At 52.6% G+C, this 14,694-nt stretch carries 7 protein-coding genes; 4 read left to right on the top strand and 3 right to left on the bottom strand.

The window, feature by feature from the left end:
* Positions 1-61: 61 nt before the first annotated feature.
* The 3 genes from V8F51_RS06780 to V8F51_RS06770 all read right to left on the bottom strand — a co-directional run bounded on the left by V8F51_RS06780 (position 62) and on the right by V8F51_RS06770 (position 3,162).
* On the bottom strand, positions 62-1,570 hold the full coding sequence (locus tag V8F51_RS06780; RefSeq protein ID WP_337099393.1) for a sensor histidine kinase: 1,509 nt from the start codon (positions 1,568-1,570) through the stop codon (positions 62-64).
* The gene (locus tag V8F51_RS06775) at positions 1,567-2,259 is read right to left on the bottom strand and encodes a response regulator transcription factor (protein WP_337099392.1); all 693 of its coding nucleotides are present in this window, start codon (positions 2,257-2,259) and stop codon (positions 1,567-1,569) included. Before V8F51_RS06775 ends, V8F51_RS06780 begins: the two co-directional genes overlap by 4 nt.
* Positions 2,260-2,382: 123 nt before the next feature.
* Positions 2,383-3,162 carry a helix-turn-helix domain-containing protein gene (locus V8F51_RS06770; protein ID WP_337099391.1) on the bottom strand — a complete coding sequence of 260 codons (780 nt, stop codon included), beginning with the start codon at positions 3,160-3,162 and terminating at the stop codon, positions 2,383-2,385.
* Between the two features lie 125 nt (positions 3,163-3,287).
* Here V8F51_RS06770 and pyk point away from each other — a divergent pair, with 125 nt between their 5' ends.
* The 4 genes from pyk to V8F51_RS06750 all read left to right on the top strand — a co-directional run.
* A complete protein-coding gene (gene pyk / locus V8F51_RS06765; RefSeq protein ID WP_337099390.1) occupies positions 3,288-4,706 on the top strand; it encodes a pyruvate kinase in 1,419 nt (472 codons plus the stop codon).
* A gap of 444 nt (positions 4,707-5,150) precedes the next feature.
* Positions 5,151-10,586: an InlB B-repeat-containing protein gene (locus V8F51_RS06760; RefSeq protein ID WP_337099389.1), complete on the top strand. Its 5,436-nt coding sequence runs from the start codon at positions 5,151-5,153 to the stop codon at positions 10,584-10,586.
* A gap of 153 nt (positions 10,587-10,739) precedes the next feature.
* A complete protein-coding gene (locus tag V8F51_RS06755; RefSeq protein ID WP_337099388.1) occupies positions 10,740-13,295 on the top strand; it encodes a LuxR C-terminal-related transcriptional regulator in 2,556 nt (851 codons plus the stop codon).
* Positions 13,296-14,115: 820 nt separating this feature from the next.
* Positions 14,116-14,694, top strand: a 579-nt coding sequence (locus V8F51_RS06750) for a peptidoglycan-binding domain-containing protein (RefSeq protein ID WP_337099387.1), incomplete at its 3' end; no start/stop codon positions are given.

Here is a 14,694-nt window from a genome sequence, read left to right as displayed (position 1 = left end):
AGATCGTGGGGAGACAATGCTAATCGTGCAAGACGTCATACGTTGTCAGCAAAAAACGAAGCTAACCTCCGAGCGGCAGCAGCACGCGGAATTGCGTGCCGACGCCGGGCTCGCTTGCGACTTCGATCGAACCGTTATGCGCATCGACGATCGATTTGGTAATCGATAGCCCGAGTCCGGCGCCGCCGCTTTTGCGCGTGCGCGACGATTCGCTGCGGTAGAACCGCTCGAACAGTTGCGGAATATGCTCGGCGGCAATGCCCGTGCCGTTATCTGAAACGGTAAGTTGAGCATGGCTGCCGCTTACGCCGAGGGAAAGCGAGATGCTGCCTGTATCGGAGTCTGTGTGCTGGACGGCGTTCAGGAACAGATTTAGCACGATTTGTTTCAGCTTGTCGGCATGATAACGTCCTGTAACCGGATTGCCGTCAGTCTCGATCTGTACCGAACGGCTGCCGGCGAGCAATCGAAGCTGCGGCTCCATCTCCGTAAGGAGCAGATCGAGCCGTACCGGAGCAAGGACAAGCTCCGGTGCCTGATCAAGCTTCACGATCGTGAGCAAATCCTCTACGAGCTTGTTGATTCGCCGCGATTCGAGCCCCATGCTCGCAAGCGAGCGGTTCAATTGCTCGGGACTCACTGCCGCACCGCGCTGAAGCACCTCGATGAAGCCGTGAATCGAGGTGAGCGGGGTGCGCAGCTCGTGGGACGCGTCGGCAATAAAACGCCGCATCCGCTCCGTCGTTCGCCGTTCGGCTTCGAACGACAGCTCCAGCCGCGCAAGCATGCCGTTGAACGCTTCGGACAGCCGATCGATCTCCAGCTGTCCTTGGTGCGCGGGCAATCGGATGTCTAGATTGCCTGCATCGGTATCTGAAGCTGCCTGCACCACTCGCGACAGCGGCGTCAACGTCTTGCGAAGAAGCGGCAAATAAAGCGATAGTCCAGCCGCCAGCGCTAGGACGGCGAGCGAGATGAAGATCGCAAGCTGCGTAAACAGCAGCTTCTGAAGCGAGGCCGTCTCTGCTCCAGCTTGAACCATGCCGGCCGCCCGGTTGCGAGGATCGGCGAGCCTGAGCACGACAAGCTGCTCATGACCGTTGACGTCGTCCACGATGCGATAGCTGATCGACTTGCGGCTCAAGAGCTCTGCCTTTATATTCGCATATTGCTGCGCGGTCAAATGAGGCGAAGCAAGCTCTGGATTATTGGTTAAGTCGTCTACGACCCCGTCGTTGCCGACGAAAGCGAACGACATGCCCGGCTGATAGAAGACGGGCGCTTGCGGCCGCTGCTTAGGCGGTTCCATTCGAGGCGCAGCGCTTTTGCCCTCCCTATCGTCAGGCTTGCTGACGCTCACGCCAAACCAGTCCATTGGCATCGATAGGAGCTGGGCACCCAGCGTGTTGGCTTTATTTTCATAGACGAAATCCTTCATCAACACATATTGCAAGACGCCGATTAATAGGAGCAGCGCCGCGAGCAGAAGAAGCGTTCTGCTTAATAGCTGGTAACGAAGGGAGCTGGGGGCAGCGAAACGCATGATTCGCTTCATCCACGGCTGCTTCATGGCAAGTCGAGACGGTATCCGGACCCGCGCAGCGTACGGATTAGCCGGTGCTCCTTGTCGCCAAGCTTGTCTCGAAGCGAACGGATGTACACCTCGACAATGTTCTCTTCTCCGCCGAAGTTATAGCCCCATACTTTGTCCAAAATAAGCGATTTGCTGAGAACGACGCCATTGTTCATGACAATGAACTTTAGCAGCTCGTATTCCGTAGGAGATAGCTCGAGCACTTGATCATTATAAATAAGTTCCTTGCGGCGGTCATCGATGCGGAACGGGCCATAAGATACTTCGCTTAGCAAATTCGGGAATTGATTCCGCAGTCTTGCCCCGATTCGGGCCAGCAGCTCGCTGAAGCTGAACGGCTTCACCAAATAATCGTCGGCGCCGAGCGTAAGCCCCTTCACGCGATCCTCTACTTCATCCTTAGCCGTAAGCATAATAATGGCTACTTGATTGCCTGACCGTTTGATAGCGTCGCATACTTCGAAGCCGTTCATGCCCGGCATCATGACGTCCAAGACAACGATATGGGGCTGATGCTCCCGATAGCGCTCCAACGCGCTTTCGCCATCCGGCGCCGTATAGATCTCGAACCCCTCGTTCATGAGTCCAAGCTCAAGAAACTCCAATATATGCGGTTCGTCATCGACGAGCAGCAGTCTGATTCCTTTCTTATTCGCAGCAGGCATCGATCATTACCCCTTTCCAAGGACCTAAGATCATTATCGAATATGTGGACGATTGTTGCATCTTTTTCATTGTTCTTTCAGCAAACTTTAAGCGTGTGTGCTTACGGCTGGCTATTAGCGCGATCAGCTTGGACGGTTATGCGCGAATTGCGCAGGTGTGCTTCCGGTCGTTTTTTTGAACAATTTATGAAAATAGGATACGTCATTATATCCCAAATAAGCCGCGACCTCGCTCACGGTAAGCAATGACTCGTTCAACATGTAGATCGCCGTGCGGATGCGGACCGAATGGACGTATTCACTGATGGTTTGGCCCGTCATTTTGCTGAACAGGGTGGCGGCGTAGTTAGGCGTTACGCGGATGCAGGCGCCTAGCTGCTCCTTCGTTATTTTCTCGCGATAGTGTTCGGCGATGTAAGTCTTCATGCGTTCGACATTAGCCTTGGCGCCCAAGGAGGAGGCGCTTTGTTCCAGCTCCCTGCTCCATAAGGCGAGCAGCTCAGTTACTTTCGCTTGCCCTCTAATCGCGGCATACGGCAGCTCCTCTATCCACTCGGTATAGGTTACTTTAAGCAGATCAAGGATGAGCTCGTAATAACCAACTTTGGACTTCAGCCGCTGTCTGCCAGCTAGTATTGGAAGCTTTGCTTCTTCATCAGCCAGCGTGTTGAATCGAACGACATATTTTTCATGGAAGACGGTTGGGATTGTTTTGCCGTAATAACGGGTGCCCAGGGGCAGCAGAAGCATTTCGCCCTTCTCGACAATGACCTTCTCATCTTCGATCCAGTACACAACTTTGCCATAAGTAACGAGCACGATGGAGAACGAGGATTCCACGCCGTTATAATCCTCATACCAGTCCATGCCTTGGTCGCGACGTACGGTCTGTAGCTCAAGCATCGGCACGTAAACCTTCTTTCAATTACAATACTATATTACATGTAGTGTACTATAGTTTATTTCAATGGGATACCTATCCTTTTATAATTAAATAAAAAACTACGTGAACTTGAAAGGATAGACAAATGAGAAAAACAAAAATTGTATGCACAATGGGACCAGCGTGCCAATCCGGTGAAGTGATGCAACAAATGATCAAAGCGGGTATGAACGTTGCCCGGCTCAATATGGCACACGGCGAGCTTGAAGATCACAGTGAACGGATTAGAACGATTCGCGCAGCAGCGGAAGCTACGGGCAGCGTCGTTTCCATCATGATGGATATTAAAGGACCTGAGGTTCGCATCGGCAAGTTGCAAGGCGACTCGTACGAGCTTGTCAAAGGCAATAAGCTGACGTTAACAACAGAAGAGATTCTGGGCACAGCCGAGCGCATCTCGGTTAATTACTCGGAGCTTCCTTTGGTCGTAAGCATTGGCGGCAAAATCCTTCTCGATGACGGTTTGATCGAACTCGAGATCGAATCCGTGGAAGGAACGGAAATCGTCTGCACGATCATCAACGGCGGCATCATCAAGCCGAGAAAAGGCGTTAACCTTCCGGGCGTACGCACTACGCTTCCAGGCGTTACGGAACGCGACATCATACACATTAACTTCGGGATCGAGCAAGGCGTCGATATGATCGCCGCTTCGTTCGTTCGCAAAGCCGAAGATATATATGAAATCAAGCAAATTCTTGAAGAATCGGGAGCGAGCCACATTCAAGTGCTTTCGAAAATCGAGAATGAAGAGGGCGTCATCAATCTTGACGCAATTATTGAAGCTTCGGACGGCATTATGGTTGCCCGCGGCGACCTCGGCGTAGAAATTCCGGTCGAAGACGTGCCGCTTATCCAGCGCGAAATGATCGAGAAGAGCAATCGTGCAGGCAAGCCGGTTATCGTAGCGACGCAAATGCTTGATTCGATGCAAGTGAACCCGCGCCCTACGCGCGCGGAAGTAAGCGACGTTGCAAGTGCGGTATTGCAAGGCACGGATGCGATTATGTTGTCGGGCGAGACGGCTGCCGGCAAATATCCGATTGAATCGGTGCTGAAAATGGCTTCTATTGCCGAACGCGCCGAGAGCATTTTCGATTACTCCAGCCATTTCCAAAAACAAGCGGAACGCCAAGCGACTTCGATTACCGAAGTAATCTCGCAAGCGGCCGTCAGTTCCTCTCGCGAGTTGGGCGCGAAAGCAATCATCGCTCCTACAGAGAGCGGCTTCACGGCGCGCATGGTATCGAAGTACCGTCCTGAAGCGCCGATTATGGCGATTGCAACGGATGAGAAGACGTTGCATAAGCTTTCGCTCGTATGGGGCGTTATACCGGTGAAGGGCAATCGTCCAGCATCTACGGATGAGTTGTTCCAATCTTCGCTTGAGAAGGGACGTCAAGGCGGATTGCTTGAATCGGGAGATTTTGCGGTCATTGCCGCAGGCGTTCCGATCGGTAAGACCGGTGCTACTAACTTGATCAAGATCGTACAAGCGGACTAATTATATATGGTTGAGGGAAAACGGGAGGGCGGATGCCTTCTCGTTTTTTTATTTGGCAGCACTAAAGCATGATCTCTTCCTTAAGGAATCTAGACAGGCTTATTTATTAATTCCAGAGGTAATTTGGTATGTAACGAATCGTAGTATTGTTATCTCATCGCGTTGTCGGTGGGATTCAAGTACTGGATTCGCGGTCAAACCGTTGAAGATTGTCTATTGGGCAATCTTCATTTTTTAGTGCGCCATGCATGGCGCGTAACTACGCCGAAATCCGCAAAAGCTGGAAGCATCGGCAAGTAGAGAACCTGACAAAGCGACTGCACAGAGTCAGTTTTTGTCGATCCTACCCGAATTACCGCATTAACCTACCCTCGAGGGTAGGTTAATTTCATTCCGTAATGCTTTATAGTTTTCCTATAGAAATGTTTAAGGGAGAGACTGCTCTTGTTTAGAAGACTAACATCACTATTATTAGCCCTATTTATTTTGGCGGGAATATGGCCTGTCGCAGCCCCTAAGGCTTCGGCGGATGTGGCGGCCGATGGAACGGTAAATAATCTGATCTATGCGGATGGCAAGTTTGTGGCCGTCGGCGTGGGGAAAGACTTCTTGGGAAGAAGCGTCGGGGAGATCTGGACTTCCGAGGATGGATTAAGCTGGGAGAGCTACAAAACGAATTCACTATATGAGCTATACGGAGTTGCCTATGGAAACAGCCTCTATGTGGCAGTCGGCAAAAGCGGAGGGATAGTTACCTCTCGCGACGGAATCACCTGGACGAATCAATACTCGAATACGAATAATTATTTGCTTGATGTTGCTTATGGGGAAGGGCAATTCGTCGCCGTGGGCATGGGGGGGACGGTGCTAACCTCCAATGATGGAATTAGCTGGACCCCTCAAGCTTCCGGTGTAACGAACGCGTTAAGCGGCATTGCATACGGCAACGGTGTTTATGTTGCAGTCGGGGCAACCGGGATGATCGTCACCTCGGATGATGGAGTATCGTGGACGAATGCCTCGATCACGTCCGGACAGTTGAACGACGTCGTTTACGGCGACGATGGATTCGTGGCGGTCGGTTACGCCGGAAGCATTTTACATTCCTCGGACGGAGTAAGCTGGCAAAGTTATTTTACGCCGGAAGGATTGGCTGAGCTGAAGAGTGTCACGTATGGCGAAGGCCGCTATGTGGCTGTCGGGACGAAAAACGCTGCTTATACGTCCGACGATGGAGTGACATGGGAGAATCGTCAATCGGGAGCGTCGGAAGATTTTTTTGGAGTGGCATATGGCGCGAGCAAGTTTGTCATGACGGGCACCAATGGTTTCTCTATTTTCGGTGACGGCAACAGTTGGACATATCCGGTATCGGGCACGTCCACGGACATCTATACCGTCGCTTATGGGAATGGGTTGTTCGTCGCTGGCGGGAATATCGGCTTAATCCTCACCTCCGCTGATGGGACCCATTGGACACAACTCCCTGCGGTGTTCGAGGCTTATATGGATTCCGTCTATGCAGGACGAAGGTTCGTGATGGTCGGGCTTAACGGGGTCATCAAGACTTCGGTGAACGGCACGGACTGGACCGCAGCCGCATCAGGCGTAAAGGATGCGTTATACGGAGTCGAATATGGCAACGGTACGTTCGTAGCTGTAGGCTTAGGCGGAAGGGTACTGACCTCTGCCGATGGGATCAACTGGATCGTTCAGACATCGGGCGTGACGCAAAGCTTGATTGATATCTCTTACGGAGAAGGCCAGTTCATTGCGATTGGGAATGGAGGAGGAATGTGGACGTCTCCAGACGGCGTAACCTGGACGAGTCGGGATCCGTTCAATAACCTGTATCCGACGTCAATTGCTTACGGCAATGGCAAATTCGTTATGACAGCTTCGGCGGGGAAGATAGCGACCTCGAACGACGGCGGAGTCAGTTGGTCCGTTAAGCAGGTTATACCGTACTTATATAATTGGAAATCCATTGAATATGCAAACGACACTTTCGTAGCGGTAGGTATTTATGGACATATTTACACTTCCAATGACGGTTTGGCGTGGCGAGACTTTAGGGGAGCGAAGAATACCGAGATCTCCCAATGGGCTGCAGCCACGTTCGAGGATGTGGTCTACGGCAACGGCATGTATGTGGCTGTCGGTTCTCGAGGCTTGATTGCGCAATACAGCGTCGCGAATTTAAGCTCTTTGCAGGTAACGGGCGGGGTGCTCCAACCTGACTTCACTTACGCGAAGACCCGGTATATCGTTAATGCTGCGCATGATGTCAGCAGCTTTACGGTGACGGCGACAACCGCGGTTTCCGGAGCGGGGCTGCAGATCAATGGCGTGGCGACGGCCAGCGGGGGTGAATCGGCTCCTATTTCATTGAACTTGGGAAGCAACGATGTCGACGTGGTCGTAACCGCGCTGGACGGCACCAAACAGACCTATAAGCTGAACGTCATTCGCGAGGTCGATCCTCCCGTTAACGTAACGTTTGACTCTCAGGGAGGCAGTACGGTAGCTAGCGTGATCGGCGTAAGCGTCGGCGCAAAACTCGCGAAGCCTGCCGATCCGACTAGAACGAACTATCTATTCGCGGGCTGGCACAAGGATGCGAGCTATGCGACGCCGTGGAGCTTCGAGATCGATAAGGTGAAGACGGCAATGACTCTTTACGCGAAGTGGACGGCACTCTATCAGGTGACGTTCGACTCGCAGGGAGGCAGCACGGTGGCTGGCGTGACCGGAGTCGTCGACGGCACTGCCGTCACGAAGCCTGCCGATCCAACGCGAGCGGGCTATTATTTCGCGGGTTGGTATACGGATGCAGGCTATACGACGCCATGGAGCTTCGCGTCCGATAAGGTGAACGCAGATCTTACCTTATATGCGCGGTGGGAGCTCATCCCCGTTATCACGTACACGTTGACGTACGATACGCAAGGTGGAAGCGCCATATCCAGCGAGACCGGCATCATCTCCGGAACGACTGCCGTGCAGCCCGCCGAACCGACGAGAGCGGGATACGCGTTCGAGGGCTGGTACAGAGAAGCAGAACTGTGGACGTTTTGGAGCTTCAATGAAAAGGTTACGGACAATATGACGCTGTACGCGAGATGGAAGGTCGCCTACACGGTGACATTCGATTCGCAGGGAGGCAGTGCCGTGGCGAACGCAACCGGAATCATCTCTGGCGGAAGCGCCCCGAGGCCGCTTGATCCGATGAGAGAGGGCTATGCGTTCGTGGGATGGTCTACCCGAAGCGACTCCTTTATTCCGTTTGATTTCGCAACCGATTCGATAGGCGAAAGCCTCGTGTTATACGCGATTTGGGAGCTTATTCCGCCGGATACGTATACGGTAACGTTCGATTCGCTGGGAGGAAGTCTCGTGGCGAGTCTGATTGGAATTCGGCAGGGGGATAAGATTGACGAACCGGAAGAGACGACGAGAAGCGGCTATGAGTTCCTAGGCTGGTATGACGCGGACAATAATAAGTTTTGGGACTTCGCGACGGATACGGTGAACGGCAATGTGATCCTTTATGGGCTATGGAAGGATGTCACCTACTCGGTACTGTTCGATTCGCAGGGGGGCAGCATAGTGGCGAACGCGCCAACCATTCCCGCCGGAACGACCGTTGCGAAGCCTATTGATCCGACGAGAGCGGGCTATGCGTTCGCAGGCTGGTATTCGGATACAAGCTATTCGACGCCATGGAACTTCCTGGCGGATACAGTTAATGCGAATACGACGCTGTACGCGAAGTGGACGGCGGACGCTAACGCGCTGCGCACGGTGACGTTCGATTCGCAAGGAGGCAGTGCCGTGGCTAGCGAGACCAATGTCATCGCTGGAACGACGGTTCCGAAGCCGAGCGATCCGACAAGAGCAGGTTACGCGTTCGCGGGCTGGTATAAGGAAGCGAGCGGCACGACAGCGTGGAACTTCGCGACCGATACGGTTAGCGCGAATCTTACGCTGTATGCGAAGTGGGACGTCGCTTACACGGTAACTTTCGATTCGCAAGAAGGCAGCGCGGTGGACATCGCGACTGGCGTAAGAGCCGGGACGACCGTCGCGAAGCCAACTGATCCGACGAGAGAGGGTTATACGTTCGCGGGCTGGTATAGGGAAGCTGGTTATGCCACGGAGTGGAACTTCGAGTCCGATGCGGTGAACGCGAATCTCACGCTTTATGCGAAGTGGGAGACCGAAAAGTATATGGTGGCGTTCGATAAGAACGACGGAAGCGAAACGACATTCATTACCGACCTCAGTTGGGGGGATAAGATCAGTGAACCGCCGATTCCGACTAGGTTGGGCTACATCTTCCTTGGTTGGATTAATATGTCGAATGGGTTGTCGTGGGACTTCGAGACCGATACGGTGACAGAATCTACCTTGTTACTAGCTACATGGGTTTCCGGGGTCATGACCTATACCGTAACGTACGATTCTCAAGGAGGCAGTGCGGTCGCAAGCGCGACCGGCGTAAGCGCCGGAGCGACGATCACGAAGCCGGCCGACCCGACGCGAGCGGGCTACACGTTCACAGGCTGGTACCGTGAAGCTGGCCACGTAACATCGTGGAGATTCGGGACGGATACAGTGACGGCGAATACGACGCTGTATGCGAAATGGACGGCGATTCCGGCCAATACGTACACGGTGACGTTCGATTCACAAGGAGGCAGCGACGTGGATAGCGCGACCGGCGTAAGCGCCGGAGCAACGATCACGAAGCCGGCCGACCCAACTCGAGCGGGCTACACGTTCGCGGGCTGGTATCGTGAAGCGGCCCATGTAACACCATGGGAATTCGCAACGGATACGGTAAACGGAAATATCACGTTGTACGCGAAGTGGAAGGTCGTATCGAGCGGAGGCGGCGGTTCGGCCGTGCCGGATAACAGCGAAGTTTTCTCCGACAATGGCGAGTTGTCGCTTCCCGTCGGCCGGCCGGGAGAAGTTAGCCTGAACGGCGATGAGATTACCATCGAGATACCTGCTGACGCGATGGGCGAGAACATGCGATTAACGATCGAAACCTTGCTTGACACGGAAGAATTGCTTGCGAATGATGAAATGCTGTTAAGTCAAGTATTCGAAGTGTTGAAAAATATCCCGGGTAACTTCAAAAGAAGCATTAAACTGACGCTTGCCTTCGATCCGGCGAAGCTGAGCGGCGACCAGAAGGCATCCATCTTCTATTATGACGAAGTGAAGAAGGAGTGGGTGGAAGTTGGCGGTACAATAAGCGGCGGTTTCATTACCGCGGAGGTCGATCATTTCACGAAATTTGCCGTGCTGGCGGTGAGCGGGGCGTCGACGCCTGAAATTGAATTTAGCGACATCGCCGGACACTGGGCGGCGGAAGCGATCCGTCAAGGCGCTCGCGACGGCATCGTGACTGGCTATTCGGACGGAACGTTCAGGCCGGATCTCAAGGTTACCCGAGCTCAATTCGCAGTGATGGTAATGAACGCGGTCGCGCATTCGGGAGAGGCGGCGCAATTGAACTTCGAAGACGCGGCGCAAATTCCTGCCTGGGCTAGTAACGCGGTGGCGCAAGCCGTGCAGGCAGGCATTATTACCGGATATGAGGACGGTACTTTCCGCCCGAACACCGAGATTACACGAGTCGAAATGGCGGTGATGATCGCGAAGGCGCTTGGGCTGAATGGCGAATTGGATTCGACCGGCTTCGCAGACGACGAGAGCATTCCATCATGGGCTAGAGGTGCGGTGGCGGAACTGAAAGCGCTAGGTCTTATGCAAGGTGCAGGGGGGAATCGATTCGATCCCGCCAGCAATGCGACGAGAGCAGAGGCTGTGAAGATTTTGACCGCGTTAGGTAACGTAAGTAAATAGTTATTCAGGAGACAGTACCCGCGTGGTACTGTCTTTTGTTTGTTTCTCAGCACATCGACAAGCACGATTATAGGAAAAATATTCTAACAAATCGAAAATAATCGGATATAATCGAGTGTATATTGATTTATTCAGCATTCGGAGGCCGTAATCATGAATTGGAGTACAAAACTGCTTATTCCCCCAGCGCGAAAATCCTTGGTGTCAAGGCCGCGATTGACGCGCAAGCTGGAGGAAGGCGTGGAGACCAAGCTGACTTTACTATCTGCCCAAGCCGGCTACGGCAAAACGACATTGTTAAGCGAATGGGCGAGGCAATGCGGTCGCCCGGTTGCCTGGATCTCGCTAGATAAATACGATAACGATTGGAGCGCGTTCTGGAACTGCATCTTGGCTTCCATACGAGAAAGGTTGCCGCGGTTCGGGGAATCGATTGGATTTCTGCTGGAGCAGGAGTCCGAAGCTTCCATTGATTCCTCAGTTTCGGCTTTCTTGCATGAGCTAAGCTCGATTGACGGCGATTTCGTTCTTATTCTGGATGACTACCATGTCATTGAGAATGCGTCTGTAAACGAATCGATACGATATATGCTTGAACATCTGCCTCCGCACATTCATCTGTATATAGCAAGTCGTACCGAGTTACCCTTTCCAACGGCCAGACTGCTTGCCAGAGGGGAAATCAATGTCATTCAAATCGAGGATATGCAATTCGAGCTGGAAGAGGGGGTTGTCTTCTTCCGGGACACGACGGACTTATCGTTAACGAAGAACCAAGTAATCGAGTTGTTCCGTCAGACGGAAGGCTGGGTGAGCGGACTGCAGCTTGCGGCCATCTCACTGAAACGAAGCGGCAATATTGCCGATACGATTCGTCAATTCAATGGTCAACAGCGCCATATCTCCGATTATTTGTTGGAGGAAGTGTTTGAGCATTTATCGGAATCGTTGCGGGAATTCCTGCTGGCAACCTCCGTTCTAAGCCGCATGAACCGGGAGTTGTGCATGGCGGTAACGGGGCAGGCCGACAGTCAGGGTCAATTGGAACAACTGGAAAAGCTGAATTTGTTTCTTATTCCGCTGGACGATCAGCGCAATTGGTTTCGGTATCATCAGTTGCTGTCCGATTTCTTGCAACAGCTGGGCTCTAGACAACATCAGGAACTGTGGAGACAATCCCATCAACGAGCTGCGGCTTGGCATGAGAAGGAGGGGCTCTATGAAGAAGCGGTGGAGCATTACATCAAGGCGCAGCAGTCAGAGGATGCTGTCCGGCTCATCGACCTCATCATGCTGGATCTCATGCAATTGAAGGGGAATGTGCTGCTGAGGTGGATTAATTCCTTGCCGGAGAGCAGCTATGAGCACAAGCCAACGTTCGCATTGTACTATATCTCCCAATTACTGATGGATGGAGAATGGGATCGAGGGTTGCAGAGGGCAAAGCAAGCGGAGAAGCGATTCGAAGCGATGAGGCCGTTCATCCCCGAACCGGACTGGAATCAATTGATGGGAAATCTTTATTATTTATGCGGGATATTCTCCTACCTGCAGCAGAACCTCCCGCAGACTTCGCAATATTTCGAGTTGTTGGAGCACTATTTGCCGGAAGGAAGCAGCTTCCAGAAATCTTCAAGCAAACGATACATAGGGCACGAAGGATTTATGGATCTTCTCTCGTTAACCAACGACCTTCCTGAGGTGGAACAATTTCTATTGAAGTGGATTAAGACTTGGGAGAAGAAGATAAACTACCCGTTTATCGGATACCACTATTTATCATACTGCTTGCTTCTATATGAGTGGAATCGGCTGGACGAAGCGGAGTCGTATTTAGGACAGGCGATGAGCAGAGAGGATATGCGGACTAACGTATGGATTTGGATTCACCTTGGACTTGCTTCATCTTGGACTCAACATGCTCTGGGGAGAGAACATCAAGCAATCGAGTGGCTTAGCGTGCTCGGATCTAGCGTCGATTCGCCCGATCAGCATCTCATTGGGAAGAGGATCAAGGCGGAGCAAGCTCAACAGTTCCTCATTCAGGGGCATCGTAAGAAGGCATACGATTGGTTCGAGCAAAGCGGGATGTCACATCTGGACGAGGTTTCGAACCGCCATTCCGATGAGTATCTGGTACTGGTAAGAGTTCTCGCGGCGAACAACCGGATCGAGGATGCGCAGCAATTGCTCGAGAAACTGGAACGGCTGGCGGAAAAGGAAGATCGTTTGCGAGAACGAATTAAGCTGAAGATTGTGCAGAGTATGGTGCTCCGGCAATCCGAATTTCCTCAAGCGGCATTTGATTCCTTGAGGATCGCCTTAAAGCTCTCGGAACCGGCGGGCTATATTCGCAGCTTCCTTGATGAAGGTCCGCTGATGATCGAAATGCTGGCCGAGCTTTTGAACGAACAGCAAGAAGCTGCGATGCAATTGGTGCCCTTGAATTATATCCGTCTGCTTCTTGAAGCCGCAGGCAGCGGCAGCGGCCGATCCCATAAGTCTTTGGCGGAGGAGGCTTTGACCGAGAAGGAGGAGAAGGTGCTTCTCTTGCTCACAGAGGGATTCATTTATAAGGAGATTGCCGCTCAGCTGAATATTACAATGGACACGGTAAAGTTTCATTTGAAGAACATTTATCGCAAGCTTGAGGTTCATAATCGGGATCAAGCGGTTCAACGCGTCAAGCAGCGCCGGCACCTGGGTTGAAGGTCGAGTTCGGCGGAACGGATAACGGGCAACGAAAGCCCCGATATAGAGGCGGCAGTGAAGGACGTTATTTCCCCGTCCAACGCTGCCGCTGTTTTTTATGTATTTCAATCCAAATTTTTTTCGGCTTATACTAGGATACAAAATACGATTAGTATATCCGCGGTCGGCAGATTCAGGTTATGAATTGGTTCAGTTGGAGAAGGGGGAACGCATTCACCATGAACAAAAGAGCAAGGTTAAGCTGCTGCTGACCGCCAGTCTGGTACTTTCGGTGTTATCGGCGTGTGCCAATCAAGTGAATCACCGAGGGGATTCAACGGGTTCACCAGGCGCCGTAGAGTCTTCTAGTTCCCCGCCGGCTGTAAGATCAAGCGTTAGCACCAAGACGCAAGATCCGCTAGGCAAATATGCCGAGCACGTAACTGTTACAGTAGTCCGCGGGTACAACCCGCCGGATTCCACAGTTTCTAATAGATCATCCGTATTGCAAGCATGGGAGTATGCCAACACAAGAAAAGGCTACTGGAGAACATCCAAGAGCCCGATCCTCTCCAAGTCCCTCGAAAACAACCTCCTCAAGCAACTCGGGTTTCTATTCTTCGCAGATTATTACCGACAAGTCACGACCTAAACTTAAGAACCGCCGTATACCGAACGGTAGGTACGGTGGTGTGGGAGGTCGGCTACTCACTAATGGGTAGCCTCCTACCCGATTTTTGAAAATAGTTATCTATCCATGCAAGCATTTTGAATTATTGGGGATAGTAATTGAGGGATCACGAGAAATAATTTCACAAAAAGGAAGGTGTCTAGTTGGATGCAACATCATGAGGAAGCGGCCCGTCCGCGCAAAAAAGGTACATTTGGCCGGAACATAGGCAAGTTTTTGGGGGCAGCGCTTCTTGGGGTTACCTTGACGTTCAGTATGCCGCATACGGGTCTCGCGGTTGGCAAAAACGCCAAAGGGCCGGAAGTATACGTCATCCAAGGGATGCTGAAGTCATTGGGGAGCTATAGCGGTAAAATTAATGGATACTATAACGCAGATACGGTTCGCGGCGTTAAGTATTTTCAGAAGAAGCACGGACTGCCTGTAACTGGTGCGGTTGATGCGAAGACGCTCAACTCCATCACTTACTCTTATACGACATTGAAATCGCCTAGCAAAGCGAAGAGCAAATCGCAAAGCAAAGCGAAGTCGATCGGCAATGGCAGCGGAGCTGGAGGCGGCGCAGGCGGCGGAGCTGGTGGCGGCGCAGGCGGCGGAGCTGGAGGCGGCGCAGGCGGCGGAGCTGGTGGTGGCGCAGGCGGCGGAGCTGGTGGTGGCGCAGGCGGCGGAGCTGGTGGTGGCGCAGGCGGCGGAGCTGGAGGTGGCGCAGGCGGCGGAGCAGGCGGC

Origin of the sequence: Paenibacillus sp. YIM B09110 (assembly GCF_037167145.1) — a bacterium.
GTDB lineage: Bacteria > Bacillota > Bacilli > Paenibacillales > Paenibacillaceae > Pristimantibacillus.
This window is presented reverse-complemented; position numbering and strand designations above follow the sequence as displayed.